The sequence below is a fragment of the Cupriavidus sp. 96C5-1 genome, assembly GCF_057798855.1.
Genome location: NZ_JBYOJU010000046.1, coordinates 64725 through 83879, shown reverse-complemented (window position 1 = coordinate 83879; position 19155 = coordinate 64725). Strand labels below are relative to the sequence as shown.

Annotated in this window: 10 protein-coding genes and 1 pseudogene; 2 read left to right on the top strand and 9 right to left on the bottom strand. The window is 67.9% G+C overall.

Annotated features, from left to right (window positions below):
• The 6 genes and pseudogenes from AC3FOF_RS35760 to AC3FOF_RS35735 all read right to left on the bottom strand — a co-directional run.
• Positions 1 to 3026: amino acid adenylation domain-containing protein (locus AC3FOF_RS35760; RefSeq protein WP_488729294.1), on the bottom strand; the 3026-nt coding region annotated here is incomplete at its 3' end.
• An 84-nt stretch (positions 3027 to 3110) separates the two neighbouring features.
• Positions 3111 to 6305, bottom strand: a complete 3195-nt coding sequence (locus AC3FOF_RS35755) for a non-ribosomal peptide synthetase (protein WP_488729293.1) — start codon at positions 6303 to 6305, stop codon at positions 3111 to 3113.
• A gap of 3 nt (positions 6306 to 6308) precedes the next feature.
• Entirely contained in the window at positions 6309 to 10859 is a 4551-nt protein-coding gene (locus AC3FOF_RS35750) for a condensation domain-containing protein (RefSeq protein ID WP_488729292.1), read from the bottom strand.
• Positions 10860 to 10919: 60 nt separating this feature from the next.
• Positions 10920 to 11654, bottom strand: a complete 735-nt coding sequence (locus AC3FOF_RS35745) for a thioesterase II family protein (RefSeq protein WP_488729291.1) — start codon at positions 11652 to 11654, stop codon at positions 10920 to 10922.
• Between the two features lie 2 nt (positions 11655 to 11656).
• Complete coding sequence (locus AC3FOF_RS35740; RefSeq protein ID WP_017230058.1) at positions 11657 to 11878, bottom strand: MbtH family protein; 222 nt, start codon at positions 11876 to 11878, stop codon at positions 11657 to 11659.
• Between the two features lie 477 nt (positions 11879 to 12355).
• A pseudogene (locus AC3FOF_RS35735) lies at positions 12356 to 12457 on the bottom strand (hypothetical protein); the annotation flags it as partial.
• A gap of 305 nt (positions 12458 to 12762) precedes the next feature.
• On the opposite strand from AC3FOF_RS35735, the gene AC3FOF_RS35730 reads away from it, so the two are divergent.
• Positions 12763 to 13086, top strand: coding sequence for a hypothetical protein (locus AC3FOF_RS35730; RefSeq protein WP_488729290.1), 324 nt, complete (start codon positions 12763 to 12765; stop codon positions 13084 to 13086).
• 117 nt (positions 13087 to 13203) lie between these two features.
• The gene (locus AC3FOF_RS35725; RefSeq protein WP_488729289.1) at positions 13204 to 14523 is read left to right on the top strand and encodes a TetR/AcrR family transcriptional regulator; all 1320 of its coding nucleotides are present in this window, start codon (positions 13204 to 13206) and stop codon (positions 14521 to 14523) included.
• Between the two features lie 894 nt (positions 14524 to 15417).
• On the opposite strand, the gene AC3FOF_RS35720 is transcribed toward AC3FOF_RS35725, so the two are convergent.
• The 3 genes from AC3FOF_RS35720 to AC3FOF_RS35710 form a co-directional block, all read right to left on the bottom strand.
• Positions 15418 to 16458, bottom strand: a complete 1041-nt coding sequence (locus tag AC3FOF_RS35720) for an ABC transporter ATP-binding protein (protein WP_488729296.1) — start codon at positions 16456 to 16458, stop codon at positions 15418 to 15420.
• Complete coding sequence (locus AC3FOF_RS35715) at positions 16445 to 17428, bottom strand: ABC transporter ATP-binding protein (RefSeq protein ID WP_276263729.1); 984 nt, start codon at positions 17426 to 17428, stop codon at positions 16445 to 16447. The genes AC3FOF_RS35720 and AC3FOF_RS35715 overlap by 14 nt, the downstream gene beginning before the upstream one ends.
• 61 nt (positions 17429 to 17489) lie before the next feature.
• On the bottom strand, positions 17490 to 19145 hold the full coding sequence (locus AC3FOF_RS35710; RefSeq protein ID WP_346430231.1) for an ABC transporter substrate-binding protein: 1656 nt from the start codon (positions 19143 to 19145) through the stop codon (positions 17490 to 17492).
• Between the last annotated feature and the right edge of the window lie 10 nt (positions 19146 to 19155).

The window sequence follows — 19155 nt, the reverse complement described above, 5'->3', positions numbered from 1 at the left end:
CGGTCCAGCTTGCCGTTCGGGGTCAGGGGCAGGGCGTCGATCACGACGAACGCCGCCGGCACCATGTAGTCGGGCAAGTCGGCTGCCAATGCGGTGCGGACGGCGGCGATATCCACCTGCGCGCCACCAGCCGGCACGACATAAGCCACCAGCCTTGCGCCGGAAGGGCCCTCGATAGCCAGCACGGCCGCGTTGCCCACACCTTCCTGCGCGAGAATCCGCGCCTCGATCTCACCCGGTTCGATGCGGAAGCCGCGAATCTTCAGTTGCTGGTCGATCCGGCCCAGGTACTCCAGTTGCCCGTCAGGCAGCCAGCGCGCCAGGTCACCCGTGCGGTAGAGCCGCGCACCGTCGTCGGCAAACGGATCGGGAATAAAGCGCTCGGCGGTGAGTGCCGCGCGGTTCAGGTAGCCACGGGCCAGGCCATCTCCCGCGATGAACAGTTCCCCGGCCACACCCGGCGCCACCGGATGCAAACCCGGATCGAGCACGCGGATGCCGAGGTCGGGGATGCGCTCCCCGATGGGGCTGCGTGCGCGCGTGGCGGGGTCCAGGTCGGCACACCTAATCGGCCGGTACGTCACGTGGACCGTGGTCTCGGTGATGCCGTACATATTGATCAGCTGCGGCGCGGCATCACCGGCATGGTCGATCCACGGCCGCAGCGCCTGCGGATCGAGCGCTTCGCCGCCGAAAATGACGTAGCGCAGCGCCAGCGGCGCCTCGTAAAGCTCGGGTTGCGCCAGCAAGGCGCGGAAGGCCGATGGCGTCTGGTTCAGCACCGTGACGCGCTCGCGCCGCAGCAGCGCGATGAATTCCTGCGGGGCGCGGCTCACGTGGAAGGGAACGATCACAAGCTGGCCGCCGTGGCACAGCGCGCCGAAGATCTCCCACACCGAGAAATCGAACGCATACGAGTGGAACAGCGTCCAGACGTCGTCCTCGTTGAAGCCGAACCAATGCTGCGTGGACGCCAGCAGCCGCGACAGGTTGCCGTGTTGCAGTTGCGCCCCTTTCGGCCGCCCCGTGGAGCCCGACGTATAGATCACGTAGGCCAGATGTTCCGGCCGCACGTCGACATCGGGCGCCGTGTCGGGCCACACGAGATCGTCGGCGTCGGCATCCGGCATCAGCACCGGCAGGCCATCGCGCGGCGGCAGCAGGTCGCGCAGCGCCGGTTGCGTCAGCAGCGCCGCAATGCCGCTGTCCTCGAACAGATAGGCCAGCCGCTCGGCCGGATAGGCCGGATCGAACGGCACATAGGCGCCGCCGGCCTTCAGGATCGCCAGCAGCCCGACGATCATCTCGGGCGAGCGTTCCATGGCGATGCCGACGCGCACCTCGGGCCCCACGCCGAGTGCGATCAGCCGGTGCGCGAGCCGGTTGGCGCGCCGTTCGAGGTCTCCATAGCTGACCGTGGTGTCGCCATGGCGCAGGGCGATGGCATCGGCGGAACGCGCCGCGTGGCGCTGGATCTGGCGATGCGCGGGCTCGATGGCAGCGGCGCGCCGCAGCGGGCGGCCGGCGGCAAGCTGGTGCGCAAGCACCGCGCCGTCGTACGCGTCGAGCAGCGGCGTCGCCGTCAGCGGCAGGTCCGGTTGATGCATCAGGCCCGACAACTGCGTCACGTAGTAGCGCAGCAGGCGCTCGGCGCTGGCGGCGTCGAACAGCGCGCAGTCGTACTCCAGATGGAGCGTGACATCCTCGGCGCCGGTTTCCACATCGAGAATCAGGTCGAACTTGGCGCCCGTCTCGCGGGCTTCCACCGCCTCCACGGTCAGGCCCGGCAGCGACAGCCCGGCACCTGCCGTGGCGGTGCGCAGGTTGAACATCACCTGGAACAGCGGCGGCCGGCCCGCATCGCGCGGCACGTGCATGCGGTCGAGCAGCACTTCGAACGGCAATGCCGCGTGGCCCAGCGCGCCCAGCGCATCGGCGCGCAGGCTTTCGCAGAGCGCGCGGCCGGTCACGCCGGGCAAGACGCGCGAGCGGTAGACGTGGGTATCGGCGAAGAAGCCGACCACATCGTCGAGCCCATCGCCGTCGCGGCCGGTGTGCGGCACGCCCACGGCAAAGTCATCCTGCCCCGCATGGCGGCTCAGCAGCGCCTGCCACGCCGCCAGCAGCGCCACGAACGGGGTGCAGCGCTGCGCGACGCAGAACGCGCGCAATGTGCGTGCGAGCCGCGCGGGCAAGGCAGCGTTGACGCGGCGGGCGATACGCGTCGCGTCGGCGCCATGCGGGCGGTCCGTGGGGAGCTGCAGCGCGGGCACATGGCTACCCAGCAGGCGTTGCCACCAGTCGCGCTGCGTATCGAGCGCGCTGCTGGCCAGGGCATCGCGCTGGCGGCTGGCATGAGCGGCAAAGGTCGCACCCGGTGTCGCAAGGCGCACGGCGTCGCCCGCCAAGGCTTGACCGTAGGCTTGCGCGAGATCGCGCGCAATCACGGCATTCGAGACGAAGTCCGAGACGATGTGGTGCAGCGACAGCAGCAGCACGTGGTCGTTGGGGGCGCGCATCAGCAGCGTCGCCCTCAGCAGCGGCGCCTGGCCCAGGTCGAACGGCCGCGCGGCTTCGGCGTCGATGCGGGCGTGCAGCGCGTCAGCGCCCATCGCCAGCGGGGCCTCTGCCAGCGCAAACGCCGGCGAGGGCTCCACCACCTGTCGCGGCAGCGCGCCCGGCGTGGCCGCATCGGCGACGAAGCGCGTGCGCAGCGCCGGATGCCGCGCCATCACGGCGCGCAGCGCGGCATCCAGCGCGGCGCGGTCCAGCGCCCCGCGCAGCACATAGGCGCGCGTCTGGTTGTAGGCAGTGCTGCCCGGCTCGTATTGCAGCAGGAACCACAGCCGCTGCTGCGAGAACGACAGCGGGGCGTCGCCGCCATCGGCTGGCCCAGTGGACGCCATGGCGTCGGCATCCACGCCAGCAGGCAACTGGGCGGCCGCGTGCGTTGCGGATTCGGCGTCCTGCTCCAGCAGAAGCGCCAGCAGCGCTGCCTGCTGAGCAGCGTTGGAAGATTGCGTCATGAATGCGGTCCTGAAGAAGTAGCCTGTTTTCCCGGTATCCCGATCGGTCGACGCCCCGGCGCGTCCATCGCGCCGGGGCTGTCGTCATGCCGTGGCGCCGGCCGATGCGCGCAGGGCGGCAAGGGCCTCCGGAGACATCGCCGCCAACTGGCGTTGCAGGCCGGCGAGCGTCTCCAGGCCATCGGGGTCCGTAGCCGTGGCGCGCAGGGCGCCGGCCAACGCGGCGGCACTCGGGGCGTCGAACACCACCGCAGGCGCGATCTCCAGCTTGAGCAGCTTGCGAATCCGCGCCACCAGCTTGATGACCAGCAGCGAATGGCCGCCGGCCTCGAACAGATCGTCATGGACCGCCAGCGTGGGCGCGCCAAGCAGATCGCGCAGTTGGTCGAGCAGCAGCGCTTCCAGCGCGCTGTCCGGCTCGCGGGACGGGACGGACGCCCCGGCCGGCTCGGCAAGGGCCGAAGCAGCGAGTGCCCGGCGATCGATCTTGCCGTTGCGCAGGCGCGGCAGCGCCGCGACGGCAAACCACTGCGCGGGAATCATCGGATCGGGCAGGCGCTCCGCCAGCGCCTGGCGTAGTGCATTGCGTCGCGCGGCTGTCAGCGCGCCATCCGCTTCCGCCTCGGGCACGAGCCACGTGGCCAGACGTGTCGTACCGTCGTCGGCCGTCACCGGCAGCACGACCGCCTGACGGACGCCGGGCAGTGCGTCCAACGCCTGTTCGATCTCGCCGCACTCGATGCGGAATCCGCGAATCTTGATCTGGCTGTCGGCGCGGCCAATCAGCTCGATACCGCCTTCGGGCAGATAGCGTGCAAGGTCGCCGCTGCGGTAAAGCCGCCGGCCAGCGTGCTCGGGATGCGGGACGAAGGCGTCACTGGCCACGCCACCGAGATAGCCGGCGCCAAGCTGGGCGCCGCCCAGATAGAGTTCGCCCGTTTCACCGACCGTCGCCGGCTGCCCCGCCACAGTGCGGACATGAGCCTCGCAGTTCGCCAGGACACGCGTCAGCGGCAGGGGCGCTTCCGGCAGGTCGGCGGCACGGCCCGCTTCGTGGACCAGGATCCCCACGGTGGTCTCCGTGGGGCCGTAGTGATTGCAGAGGCGGACATCGGGTGCACGCTTGCGCAGGCGCGCCAGCAATGCCGGCGAGGCCGCTTCGCCGCCCACCACCACCGTGGCGTGCGGCGGCAGCGCCAGCGGCGCCGCATCGCCGTCGAGCAGTGCATCGAGATGGGACGGGACGATCTTCAGGCAGTCCACCTGTTCGCGGGCGAGGAAGCGGGCAAAGCTGGCGGCATCCTGCATATCGGCATCGTCCGCCACGCAGAGGCAGCCGCCATGCCACAACGCGCCGAACAGCGTGGTGTTGCCGAGATCGGCCGCCACGGTGGACGTCAGCGCAAAGCGCTCGCAGCGATCGAGCCGCAGCGCCTGGCCGGAGGCCGCCGCATAGTTGAGCAACTGGGCGTGCGAGATCGGCACCCCCTTCGGCGTGCCCGTGGAGCCCGACGTGTAGAGCACGTAGGCCGTCTGGTCCGCTTCGATATCGGGCAGCGACGCCCCGGACGTGACGCCGGACGAAGACGCCGGCCACGCGGCGACATCCGCGTGCGGTGTCGGACCGGCTGCGTCCGCGAGGTGCGCGGCGTCGGTCAGCACCAGCGTGGCGCCGGCGTCCGCCAGGATCCGCGCGCGCCGCTGCGGCGGCCATGCGGGGTCCAGCGGCAGATAGGCGCCACCGGCACGCATCACCGCCAGCAGCGCGATCACGAGTTCGCCGGAACGTGGCAGCAGCAGGCCCACCGGCTGGCCCGGGCGCCAACCCAGTGACGGCAGATGGCTCGCCAGCGCATCGACGGCGGCGGACAGTTCCGCATAGCCCCACTGGCGGCCACCGGCGGATAGCGCGGCGGCCAGTGGCCGTTCGGCGGCCCAGTGTGCCAGCCGCTGCGGCAGCATCTGGGTGCCGACGTGCAGCGCCGGACCGTGCATCGCCGCGATACGAGCCTGATCCGCGGCCGTGGCCAGCGGCAGCGCCGAGACGGTGGTCCCCGACTGCGTCGGCAGGGTCCGCAGCAGGGTCAGGTACTGGTCGAGCAGGCAGGCCATCGCGTCGGCGCGATAGTGCTCAGCCGAATAGTGCAGCGCCAGTTCGCCTGGCAAACCAGCATCGCCGGCATGGACGTGCAGCGCCAGCTCGACGCCCGGCGTCGGTGCCTGCGGCGCAGCGATGCGCCATGCGATATCGCCGTGATGCGCGCGGAGCAGGGCAGGGCCGGTGGTGGCGAAGCCGATACGCGTCGGCGTGCCGGACGCGGCATCGGCCGTGGCGTGCTCGCGCCAGCCCGCGTGCTGCTGAAGCTGGGCACTGAACTGGCCGAGCCAATCGGCGACGCTGCGTTCCGCGTCGGGCTCTACCGTGACGGGGAGCACCGACTCGTAGCGGCCGACGGCGCCGGCCAGCGCCTCGAAATCGTCGCGGCTATCTTGCCACCAGCCCGCGCAGAATCGGCCCGTGGGATTGAGTCGGGCGAGTAGCAGCCACCATGCCGCCTGCAGCACATGCACGAGCGGCAGGTCGAGCTGGCTGGCCAGGCCGGCGAGCGCAGCGGCATCTGCCTCCGGCAGTGGTGCCGATAGCGTGCGCAGCGCGCCAATGGGCGCCGCGCCCGCCTGCCGCCACGGCAGGCGCGGGGCGTCGAGCCCGGCAAGACGGTCGCGCACGGCCTGCCAGTAGGCTTGCCCGGCCTCGACGTTGTCCTGCGCGAGACCGGCGGTCCACTCGAGGTAATCGGCATAGGACAGCGGGGCTTCCCCGGCCGGCACGGCATCGTCGGCGTACGCCTGCGCGAGTTCGCGCATCAGCGTGACCAGGCTCGGGCCATCGATGGCGAGCGGATTGGCGGCCAGCGATACGTGCGTACGTTCGGCGCCGCCCGGTTCGCGAAGGCGCTGGACGCTTGCCTGCAAGGCCGGCACATCACCACGGGCTGCAGGCGCCGACAGCGTCATGACGGGCGCCGGGCCTTCGAAATGCTGGCGCAGTCCGCGCAGGCCGTCGACGCGTCCGAATGCCAGGCGCGCAGCCGGATGGCGCGCGGCGACGTGCGCCAGTGCCCGCTGCAGGCGCTCGGCATCGAGCGTGCCGTCGAGGGTGGCCGTCAGCGTGAGCGGAACGTCCGCGTGTGCTTCGAATGTCCGCTGTTCGCGGCCAAGGGCCTGGGCGTGGCCCGGGAAATCGCTTCCGGTGCCGAACGGATGGACGATGGCATTCATCGTTCAGCCCTCCAGCGTGGCGGGGGCCACTTCAGCGCTGTCCGCCGTAGCGGGACGGCCCGCCAATGCCGGCAGGTCGCGGCGCTCGAACATGTCGCCCATCGCCACGACGATCTTGCGCGGCCCCTCGAACGGATCGCGCGCGTGGGCTGCCAGCATGTTGTCGAGCATGACCACGTCGCCCTGGCGCCACTGGAAGCGCACGGCGCAGGCTTCATACAGTTCGCCGATCAGCGCCATCACGTCGTCGCCAATCGGGCTGCCGTCGCCAAACAGCACCTGCCGTGGCATCCGCTGCGGGCCGACGATCTCCAGCAGGTCGCGTCGCACCTCGGGGTCCAGGCAGGCCGTGTGGTGCAGTTGCACCTGATTGAAGAAGCTGCGCTCGCCGGTGACCGGGTGGGCAATCACGGCGGGACATTGCTCGCGGGTCTGCAGCATATCGGCGTCCAGCCATGCGAAATCGGTGCCCGAGGCGCGCAGCCGGGCCTCCACCTCGTCGCGCGAGTCCGTCTTGAAGAAGTCGCGCCAGCTCACATCGAGCTTGTCGTTGAACGTGCGCACGTAGCGCAGCCCCTTGCTCTCGAAGCGGGCGGCCAGTTCGCGCGGCAGCCGGCGATACATCTCGCGGCAGTCGACAATCGGCGTGGCACCGCCGACGGGCGAGGGCAGCTCACAGAAGAACCACTGCTTGCGCGGCCAGCGCGACAGGTGCGCGCTTTCATTGTGGTACAGGATCATCTCGCGCTCCGGATACGGCGTGGAGCGATACGTGTTGCGGCCGCCTTCCTTCTTCGGCAGATCGCCATACGACCCATAGAGCCCCGGCTCGATCGATTCCGCGAACCGTTCGAACTCCTGCGGCGTGCGCAGGCCGAAGCCGCGCAGCAGGATGCCGCCGTGGCGGCACAGCCTGGCCTCGATGTCCTGCCGATGGGCCAGCGCCCATGCCACGGGGTCCAGGTCCGGCGTGGTCGGTTCGATCACGATGGGGAAGGTCTGGCCCGGCGACAGGAACGACGTCCGCACGAGCGGCGCGGCCGGAGCCGCTTCTGCCGCCGTTTTCGGGAGCCCGGCGACCTTGCCGAGTTTGTTGAGCTTGGCGAGCTTGTCGAGCTTGCCGGGACTGGAAATCTGGCTGGAAGTCATGGCGGGCATATCGGTAGCGGGTTCGCAAAGGCCGGCCGGCACAACGAGGCCGGACAACGGAAGGGCGGGGTTCGACACGGCCTGGGCCAGCACGGCGCCGTAGGCATCGGCAATGCGGTGCGCGGTGGCGCGCGGGAACAGGGCCGTCGCGTAGACCCATTCGGCGCGCAGGCCATCGGCGTGGGGGTCGAGGAACACGGCGAGGTCGAACTTGGCGGCGTGGACAGGCGTCGGCAGGCGTTCGGCACGCAGGCCCGCGAACTGGCGCGCGTCGGCAGGCGTGTTCTGCAGCACGAACAGCATCTGGACCAGCGGGTGCCACGCGCGCTCGCGCGGCACGCCGGCCACTTCGACAATGCGCTCGAAGGGAAGAGCCTGATGATCGAAAGCGGCCAGCGTGGCATCGCGCAACTGGGCCAGCAGGGCGGCGAACGTCAGCGTGGCATGGGGCCGCGCGCGCAGCGGCAGCACGTTGACGAAGAAGCCGATCAGTTCCTCCAGCTCGCGCCGCGTGCGGCAGGCCACGTCGATGCCGACCAACTGGTCTTCGGCACCGCCCAGCCTGTGCAGCAGCGCGTGGAAGGCTGCCAGCAGCACCATGTAGCGCGTGGCGCCGTGGGCACGGGCCAGCGCATCGACGCGCGCCAGCAGCGCATCGGGAAGCTCGCTGTAGCATGCGGCGCCGGTGGTCGAGGCCACGGGCGGGCGACGGTTTGGCGACGGGATCGTCGTAAGGCGCGGCGCGCCTTGCAGCGCATCGCGCCAGAACGAGGCATCGGATGGCTGGGACCGCGCGTCGTCCGCGCCATGCTGATGGACGGCGTAATCCGCGTACTGGATCGGCAGCGGCGGCAGATCGAGCGCGGTGCCCGCGATGGCGGCGTTGTAGCCGGCCGCGAGCGTATCGAGCAGGATGTCGATGGACCAGCCATCGCCGACGATATGGTGCAGCGTGAGCAGCAGCGCGTGATCGTCGTCGGCCAGCCGCACGAGCCGCGCGCGCAGCAGCGGGGCGCTGGACAGATCGAATGGTTCGCGCGCCTGGGCTTCGGCCAGTTCGTGCAAGGCCGCCGCGCGCTGGGATGCGTCCAGCGACGACAGGTCGTGGTACGGCAGATCGATCGTCAGCGCGGACGCGATGCGCGCGGTGGGCGCACCGTTCGCGTCGGCCGGATAGGACGTACGCAGGATTTCGTGGCGTTCGACGAGCGCGTTCAGGCTGGCGCGCATGGCCTGCGCGTCGAGCGGGCCGGCAAGGCGCAGGCCGCCGGCCATGTTGTAGATCCAGCGGTCAGCGGGCGCGGCAATGCGGTCCGTCAGCCACATGCGCTGCTGCGCGGGCGCCAGCGGCATCTCGCCGGTACGCGGTGCGCACGCAATCGGCGCGTCGGCGCCATCGTTGCCGCCGACTTGGAGCGACTCCAGCGCGGCCGCGCAGGCGGCGAGCGTAGGGTGCTCGAACGGCAGACGCATGGGCACCGCCGCGCCGAATCGCTCACGCAGGCGTGCCACAAGGCGCGCGGCCGTCAGCGAACTGCCGCCGGCCGCAAAGAAATGAGCCTGCCGGTCGGCGGGCGCCGCGCCCAGCAGCTCTTGCCACAACGCGGCAAGGGCGATCTCGGCTTCGCCGCGAGGGGGCTCACCGGCGGCCGGGGCCTGGCCGTTGGCGGAGATTCCGCCGCGCGAGAAGGCGCCATGCGACCACACGGCGCAGGCGTCCAGGCCGTCGTCGAGCCAACCCTGCCGACACGCGCTGCGCTGGAGCTTGCCGCTGGTGGTCTTGGGCAGGCCACCGGGGTTCAGCAGCAGCGCCACGGCCAGCGTTTCGCCACAGGCATTGCCGACCGCTTCCGCGAGCGCCTGGACCAGCGCCACATGTCCGATGCGCTTCTGGTCCGGCCGCGAGATCTCGACGGCAATGCCAATCGCCTCGCCATTGGGGCCCTGCACGGGAAACGCCGCCACGCGGCCACGGCGCGCGGCGGTGACCTTCGCTTCCACAGCCTGCTCGATATCCTGCGGATAGAGGTTCTGGCCGCGTACGATGATCAGGTCCTTGCGCCGGCCCGCGATGTAGAGCTGGCCGTCGCGCATCAGGCCGAGATCGCCGGTGCGCAGCCAGCGTTCGGCACCGGCGTCGCCAGTGAACGTGGCCGCCGTGGCGCTGGCATTGCGCCAGTAGCCGTGGGCCACGCTCGGGCCCGCGATTTCGATCTCGCCAACGTGCCCATCCGCGACTGCCCGGCCATCCCGATCGGCAATGCGCACGGTATGGTCGGCGCGGGGGAATCCGCAGGCGACCAGTTCCATGCCGCTGTCGGTGGCATTCGCCGTCTTCCCCAGGCCCTGTGCCAGGGCGGCAGGGTCGAAACGCTTGCTCAGCATGCCCGTGCCACGCTTGCCGCCAGTGGCGAACAGCGTAGCCTCGGCGAGGCCATAGCACGGATACAGCGCCTGCTTGCGGAAGCCGGCCGGTGCGAAGCGGTCGACGAAGGCACGCAGCGTGTCGGCGCGCACGGGCTCCGCGCCCGAGAACGCGACGTCCCAGCTCGACAGGTCGAGCCCTTCGAAATGGCTGTCGCGCACGCGTTCGACGCAAAGCCGATAGGCGAAATCGGGGCCGCCCGACAGCGTGCCGCGATGCCGGCTGATGGCCTGCAGCCAGCGTGCCGGCCGCTCCAGGAAGAACTGCGGCGACATCATCGCCACGGGCACGCCGCTGTGGATGGGCTGCAGCAGGCCGCCGATCAGGCCCATGTCGTGATACAGCGGCAGCCAGCTGACCATCGTGTCGCCGGGCCGCACGCCCATGCCGGTCGCGATCGCCCCCTCGTTCGCAATGACATTGCCATGGCTGACCATGACGCCCTTCGGCGAAGCCGTGGACCCCGACGTGTATTGCAGGAAGGCCAGCGTGTCCGGGCCGGCAGGGTAGGGATGCCAGTCGTCCCGCGCGGGCGGCTGCGGATCATCGGCCAGGATCACGGCGGCACGCGGTGCGATGGCAGCCAGCGCATCGTGGTGCGCGGTGGCCTGCGCCGTGCTGGTCAGCAGCAGCGCGGGGTCCGCATCGCTGGCCATGGCGCGCAATCGCGCGACCTGCGCCGAGCGGACCGCGCCGGGCTCGAAGGCGGGCACGGCGATCAATCCCGCATAGAGGCAGGCGAAAAACGCGGTCATATAATCGATCCCGCTATCGAGCAGCAGCATCGCGCGGTCGCCGGGCGCGGCGCGCGACGCCAGATGGGAGGCGAGGGCGCGCACGCGGGCATCGAGCGAGGCGTAGTCGTAGCGGGTATCGCCGGCGGCGTCGATGGTGATCAGTGCGGTATCGCCGGCGCGGTGCACGGCCAGTTGGCCGAGGTGGGCCACCAGCGTGGCCGGGACGTTTGGAGCGGACTGCATACTTGGGATCGACTTTTCAGGAAGACGGTTGGCGTGGATGCTTGGGCGACGCGGCGGGCGTCACGCAAACGCGGGCATGGTGGATGCCTGAGGCGCCTCCAGATGGGTCACGAGGCGGCGAACCACTGCGGCCGGATCGTCGTGCAGGAAGAAATGCCCGCCGGCAAACCAGTCCAGCGTGTGGCCGACCTGAGATTCGATGGCCCAGGCATGGAGGTCGGCGGGCAAGATCGGATCGTCGTGGCCCGCGAAGACATGCAGCGACATCGGCAGCGGTGGGACGTCGGCACGCTGGAAGCTCTCGCAGACGCGATAGTCGGCATCGAGCACGTCCAGCGTCATGCGCAGCAGCTCGGGATCGGCAAAGACGGCCTCGGGCGTGCCGCCGTGCTTGCGAAGGTCTTCGGTCAGCGCCGCGTCGCCGCGCAGGGGGGCCAGGCGCCGGGAATCCCGTCGGGTGGGTGCGGCGCAGCCGGAAACGACCAGGCCACGCGGCAAGCCATAGCCACGCTCGCGCAGCAGATGGCAGACGCGCCAGGCAAGCAAGCCGCCCATGCTGTGGCCGAAGAGCGCATACGGCATGCCGGCATGCGCACGATGCCGGCACAGGGCATCGGTCATCGCGCTGGCGAGGGCCTCGAAATCCCGCAGCAGCGGCTCGTCGAGACGCGCGCCACGGCCGGGCGGCTCCAGCGGAACCAGCGCGATATCGGCCGGCAACAGGCGGCGCCAGCGCAGATACGTCGTGGCACTGGCCCCCGCGTGCGGCAGGCAGAACAGCTGCAACGCGGCCATGGTCAGGCGTTCGTCCGCGTTGGATCCTCCATGAAGCGGCGCAGGCTCAGCGGACGCATATCGGTCCACGTGCGCTCGATATAGTCCAGGCAGGCCTGCTTGCCACCGCTGAAGCCCGCCGCGCGCCATCCGCCCGGAATGGCCTTGTAGTCAGGCCAGATCGAATACTGCTCTTCGTGATTGACGAGAACCAGGAATGTGGCGTCGTCGCAATCGAAACTCATGGAAAGCTCCCGTTCGGTACTGGATCATCCGGCGCCACCGATATGGCGCCCGTCACCTTGTTGGACGAAACGGGGAAGCAAGTATTTAGGGGGGGGGTTTTGGGGCTGGGGTGTGGGGGTGGATTGGGGTTTAGGTGGTTATCATATTTAACATAATGATTATTCGGCGTCTTTTTGATTGTAGAGGCCCAATCAGAATGTCCGCACCGACAGTTGGCTCTGGCGTTGCCATTTGTTGTATGTGAATGTTGAAGACCATTAGTAATGTCCACCTTTGGGATGGCTCACGGTCGAGCGCCAGATCCACGGCAAATGGGGGGCAATCAGTGTGAGATGCTGGTGCAGACGCCGGTGCCGCCCCACGTCATCGACAAAGGCATCCCGAGCGCCGGGCTGCTCGCCCATACGCTTGGTCTCAAAGTTCGGTGTGCGCGGGATGCTGTCGAAGTACGCCACAGCTTTGCGCAGTGATGCCTGCAGGTTGCCTGTCACGATGGCCGTCGCGATGCTCGCGCCAGCGCTGGTTCCGATGAAGCGCTCGGGAGCCCAGCAAGCATGCGCACGGAGCGCCTCAACCATGCCTCCCTGCCACCAACATCGGTTGCCGCCACCGGCAAAGACGATTCGTGTGTCAGTGCGATTAAGCAGTTGAGCAGGATTGAGACGCAATAGTTCGAGCATGAGATTTCCAAGAAATCAATGTAGTAAACACAAATAACTGATGCCGCTGCTCGTCGTCAAGAAACGCCGGCAGTTGCGCGCAGAGGGGGTAAAACAGGTCGTGGAGATGGATGTAGGTCTGCCGACACCTTTTCTCGTGGCTCCGCATTCCAATGGCCGCGCGGGTCTCCACGTTTGAACACGCCAGCGACGTCCGCAGCCCATTGGCAGGCCCGCGCGTCGGCCTTGCCCGGCGCTCGATCCTGGAGGTCGCGCATGACGACGGCGCCACGGTGATTGCCCGCGCCTTGCTATCGTTCGAGTCGCTGGGCGCCCGCTTGCATGAACAGCCAGTGCCGGGTATCGAAGCTTGCGATGCGACGGCCACGGTGCTGACCTGGCGCGAAGCGATCGCGCTCGACGGCAAGCGTCTGCATGACCGCGCAGAGCGCATCGCTTCTGCTACGCGGCTGAGGCTGGAGACGGCGCTGGCGGCCGGCGCCGACGACTACGCGCGCGCCCTGGCCTGCCGGCCGGCGCCTGTGTAGCGTTTCAGCAGCTCACCCACTGGCACCATATCGAGCCAGCACTCAATAGCCTGGAGGTGCCTCCCAACGGGGCGGAGCCGGGCAACGGGTAAGCTGCTGAAAAAGCGAGCCGGCGCGATGGTAGACTCGCCACAGCCCCAACCCGTGCGCACCGCCTCTATAATCCGCGCACCCGGCCAACCATCGCAAATATCTCGTCTCATGCTCAAGGAAACAGCGCAAGCCCGCCCGACACGCCGGTACGTGGAGAAGCGCGAGGCGATCCTCGACGCCGCAGCCCGGCTGTTCAACCGCAAGGGCTTGCGCGGCGCCACCCTCTCGGACGTGGCGCAGGAAGTCGGCCTGAGCACCAACAGCATCACCTACTACTACCGCAAGAAGGAAGACCTGGTAGTGGCATGCCTGATGCGCACCATCGACGAGATGACGGGCATCGCCGACGCCACGGCCAACGAGCCACAGCCTCAGGCCAGGGTGCGCCGTTTCATCGCGCTCTTTTTCGAGCGGCTGGCCAGGACGGCAACCGGCGAGCGCCCCGAGCTGATGAGCTTTCGCGAGATCCGCTCGCTGCCCGACACCCACGCGGATGTCGCCTTCGCAGCCTACACCGACATGTTCCGGCGCATCCGCCGGCTGTTGCGTAGCGACACGCCCAAGGACCCCGCGCAGCGCAGCGCCCTGAGCGCGGCGGCGCACTTGCTGCTGTCGCTGACCAGCGGCGCGATGACGTGGGTCGAGCGCTATGAGCCGCAGGACTATCCGAAGGTGGCGGATACGGTCGTGGATATCCTGCTAAACGGCCTGGCGTCGCCGTCATCGCGATGGGATAGCGGCACGCCCGGGACGCCGCCGCTGCCCGTGGCGGAAACGACCCAGGAAGCCTTCCTGCGCGCCGCCACGGAACTGCTCAACGAGCTGGGCTATCGCGGCGCTTCCGCCGACCGCATCTCCGCGCGGCTCAACCTCACCAAGGGATCCTTCTATCACCACAACGAGAACAAGGACGACCTGATCTCCGCCTGCTTCGACCGCATGTTCGCGGTGATCCGGGACGCGCAGACCAAGGTGGAAGAAGGCCCGGGCAGCGGCTGGGACAAACTCTGCGCGATCTCGCGCGCGCTGGTCGGCTATCAGTTCTCCAGCCAGGGGCCGCTGCTGCGGCTGACCATCTACGGCGCGCTGCCCGAGGAGATGCGCAAGGAGAAGATGCTGACGATGAACCGGCTGTCTGCGCGGTTTGTGCGGTTTCTGGTGCAGGGCATGCAGGATGGGTCGATCCGGGCGCTGGACCAGACGGTTGCTGCGTTGCAGGTGAATGGGATGATCAATGCGGCGGTGGAGCTGAAGAGATGGGTGCCGGATGCATCCGGGGAGAATGCCGCTGATTTGTTTATTCGGCCTTTGTTTATGGGGATATTGGGGGAGATTGGGGGGTGATTTTTTGTAGGATTTGGTGGGCTTTTAGCCCCGCTGACGCGGGAGGTCTGTTGTGGGCGGGGTTTTCGCGCCACTAGCCCGCTGACGCGGGGGGCTCGTTTGTGGGTGGGGTTTTGATGCTTCTAGCTGCTGGCGCGGCTGGGCGGTGTTGGCCGTTTTGGAACGTGTGAGATGTCACTTTTCTTTACTCGTAAAGAAAAGTAACCAAAAGAAAGCGATCCTTGCAGGAGGCTGGCGTGTCGTCATTGGGGACCCCAATGGTTTCGTCGTACGGCCCCGGGTGCTAATGGACTCGTGCCGTTACCGGTTCGGAGCACCACGACGCTGCCAATGCCCAGGGTTTCGTGGTGGCCCCCACCGGTAGCAGCCACCACGAATTTCAAGCCGTCTGTCGCTCGCGGAGTGACTGGCCACGAAGTTGCAGGCGTCCCGTTTCCGTCGTGGGCGCGGTGGCACCGAAAAAATAATGTCGAGGAATTCACCACCGCGCCCACCCCACCACGAAACCATCACGGCGTGATAGATCGTGGCGTTTCGCACCGGTACCGGCAGATGGATGAATGAGCAGGAATGCCGCTACCGAGCAGCCTCACCACGAAACCAGCGTCATTCGCAGCATCGTGGCCATTCAAACCGGTAACGGCACGAGGCCATTAAAACCCAGGGCCTGACGACGAAACTACTGGGCTGCGCAACCCCGACAAGCCAGCCTCCTGCAAGGATCGCTTTCTTTTGGTTACTTTTCTTTACGAGTAAAGAAAAGTGACATCTCACACGTTCTAAAACAGCAACACCGCCCAGCCGCGCCAGCAGCTAGAAGAGCGAAAACCCCACCCACAAGCGGACACCCCCGCGTCAGCGGGGCTAGAAGCGCAAAAAAACACATCCCAAACCCTATTCCTCCAAATGACATGCCACCATCCCCCCATCCGCCCTTCCCCTCAACACCGGATCCTCCACCCGGCAACGCTCGACAGCCCGCGCGCAGCGCGGATGAAAACGGCACCCCGATGGCGGATTCAAGGGACTGGGCACCTCGCCCTTCAGCACGATGCGCTGCCGCTTCTGCTCGGCCTCGACGCTGGCCACGGGCACAGCCGACAACAGCGCCTGCGTATAGGGATGCCTGGGATTGGCATATAGCGCATCACGGCTCGCGATCTCGACGATGCGGCCGAGGTACATGACGGCGATGCGGTCGCTGATATGCCGCACCACGGCCAGGTCGTGCGCGATGAAGATATAAGTCAAGCCGAGGCGCCGCTGCAGTTCCATGAACACGTTGACCACCTGCGCCTGGATAGATACGTCCAGCGCCGAAACCGGTTCATCGCAAACGATCAGGCTCGGCTCGACCGCCAATGCGCGCGCAATGCCGATGCGCTGCCGCTGGCCGCCCGAGAACTCGTGCGGATAGCGGTCCGCCATATAGGGCAGCAGCCCCACCATCTGCAGCAGCTCCGCAATGCGGGCACGATAGCGCTCGCGGTCGTTGGCCATGCCGTGCACTTCGAGTGGCTCGCCAATGATGTCGCGGACCTTCATGCGCGGGTTCAGCGAGCCGAACGGGTCCTGGTAGACCATCTGCACGCTGCGGCGGAAATGCTTTTCCTGCGCCTTGTTGAAGGTGGCGAAGTCGTCGCCGTCGAAGGCGATCCGTCCGCCGCTGGCGGCCAGCATCTTGATGATGGCCAGGCCGGTGGTGGATTTTCCGCAACCGCTCTCGCCCACCAGGCCCAGCGTCTCGCCGCGCCTGAGCGTGAACGACACGCCGTCCACGGCCTTGACCGAGCCCACCTGCCGCTTGATGAAAACGCCCTGGGTCACGGGGAAATGGACCTTGAGGTTCTCGACGCGCAGGATCTCGTCGCCGATCTTGCCGTGCCGGCGCGCGGCGGGCGTGGCGGGCACCGCCCGCGCCTCAGTTGTGGTCATGGTCATGGAGGAAGCAAGCCTTGAAGTGGTTCGCGCGCACGGCGCGCAGCGCGGGGCGCGACAGGCTGCACTGGTCGGTGGCCAGCTTGCAGCGCGGCATGAATGCGCATCCGGGCGGCAGCGCCGTGAGGTCGGGCGGCTGGCCGTCGATCGGCACCAGCGGCTGGCGGGTGTCGCCGTCGATGCGTGGCACCGACGCCATCAGGCCGCGCGTGTAGGGATGCGCGGGATAACCGTAGAGCTCGCGCGCCGTGGCGGTCTCGACCATGCGGCCGCCGTACATCACCGCCACGCGATCCGCATAGCGCGCCACCACGCCGAGGTCGTGCGTGATGAGGACGAGCGCCGTATCGGACTGGCTGGCCAGGTCCTTGAGCAAGTCCAGGATCTGGGCTTGCACCGTGACGTCGAGCGCGGTGGTGGGTTCGTCGGCAATGATCAGCTGCGGCTTGCAGGCCAGCGCCATGGCAATCATGGCGCGCTGGCGCATGCCGCCGGAGAACTGGTGCGGATAGGCGCCGAGCCGGCTTTGCGGCTCGGGGATCTGCACCTTGCCGAGCAATTCGCCGGCAATGCCGAGCGCGGTTTTCCATGGCATGCCCTGGTGCAGGTTGATGGGCTCGGCAATCTGCTTTCCCACCGTGAGCGCCGGGTTCATCGACGACATCGGTTCCTGGAAGATCATCGCGATCCGGTTGCCGCGAATCGCCCGCATGCGCGCCGGGCTCAGCTTGAGCAGGTCCTGGCCATCGAACAGGATCTCGCCGGATTCGATGCGCCCCGCCGGGCTGGGGATCAGGCCGAGGATGGACAGCGCGGTCACGCTCTTCCCCGAGCCGGACTCGCCGACAATGGCCAGCGTCTCGCCGGGGGCGACGTCGAACGAGACCTGGTCCACCGCCGTGACCACGCCGCGGTCGGTGCGAAAACGCGTGGTCAGTTGCTTCACCTGCAGGATTGGCTGCGTCATGCGGGCTTCCTTGAGGGGACAGGGGAACGGGGGAGCAAGGGGAGCAAGGGAAGCAAGAGGATCAGAATCCCATCTTCTTCTTCATGTCCTGGTCGACCCACATCCGCGCGTAGATCGGGCCGGGACGGACCGCGCCCGCGCGCAGCTCGGCGTTGTAGTTCTTCACCCACGGCCACCATGCCGTGTACTGGTAGGGGGTGGGCAGCCAGATATACGGCGCATCCGCGAGCACGTCGCGCGTGAGCGAGCGCAGGGCTTCCTGCCGGCGGCCGAGATCGCGCATCTGGAAGGCTTCGTTGACGCGCGCCTCGTACTTGGGGTCACCCCACTGCGCGGCGTTCCACACCTGGCCCTTCACAAAGCTCTTGCGGATCGTGGTAGTCGGGTTGGTATGGCCGTTGCTCATCAGGTAGCCGGGCGCATTGGTCTTGGTGGTCATGGCCGACAGGAACGCGCCATACTCCATCGGCTGGATCTCGATGCGCACGCCCACCTGCTCCAGGTAGGCGCCGATCAGCGCCAGCAGCTCCAGGTGCTCGGGCTGGCAGGCGCATACCTGTACCTTGAAGGTGAAGCCCTTGGCATGGCCGGCCTCGGCCAGCAGCTTGCGTGCCTTGTCCGGGTTGTAGGTGAACAGTTCCTTCACCGGCTCCGGCATGGCGCTCAACGGCTCGAAGTAGCCCGTGTAATCCGGATGCTGCGGATAGGCGAACAGCTCGGCATTGCCGCCGTAGAACTGCTTGACGATCTCCTGCTTGTTGACCGCCATGTTCAGCGCGCGACGCACGCGCAGGTCGTTGAACGGCTTGGTGTCGACGCGCAGCGCCACGTACTGGCCGTTGGTCGACAACCAGCGCGACCACTTGAGCGCCGGCGCGCTCTTCTTGAGCTCGTCGACCGCGGTCCAGCGGACATACTCGAGCACGTCCAGCTTGCCGGTGCGCAGCATGGTGTTGCGCGTTGACTCGTCCTTGACCGTGCGCAGCACCACCTTGTCGGCGAAGGGCAGCTTGTAGTCCTTGCCGCCGATCCTGTCGCTGTCCCAGTACAGCCCGTTCCTGGTATAGGTGCTGGATGTGCCCTGCACGAAATTGCTCAGCAGGAAGGGGCCGCTGCCGTTCACATTCTTCCAGTTGCCGGCGCCGGCGGTCGCCACTTCCTTGGGCATGATGCCGGAGTAATAGCCCCAGCCGAAACGGTAGTCCCATTCGGCGTTGAACTCCTTGAAGCGGAAGACCACGGTGTACTTGTCCGTTGCTTCCACCTTGGTGAGATGGTCGTAATAGGTGGGGATCTTCTTGGCGCTGGTGTTCTGGCGGGTGTAGCTGAAGACCACGTCGTCGGCCACCAGCTCGCGCTCCTCCATCACGCCGGGCTTGGCGGGAAACTTCACGCCCTTGCGCAGCTTGACCTCGAGCGTCAGCGGGTCGACCCATTTCCAGCTCTCGGCCAGCTCGCCGCGGATCGCATCCTCGGGCAGCCACGCGTCGGCCTGGAACGCGTACTTGCCGCCGTTGCGCCTGGCCTTGGAGAGATCGGCGGCGAAGAGCTGCTCGTAGACCTGGCCGGTGTCGTAGTTCTGCTTCCAGTTCCAGTCCGCAAGGTCCCAGGACAGCGCGGAGATGGTGGGATACATCGAGCCGATCTCGAGGCTGCCGCCGTACTTCGGCGCTTCCGCCTGCGCGCAGGCCGCGCCTGCGGCAAGGGCCAGCGCCATGCCTGCCACC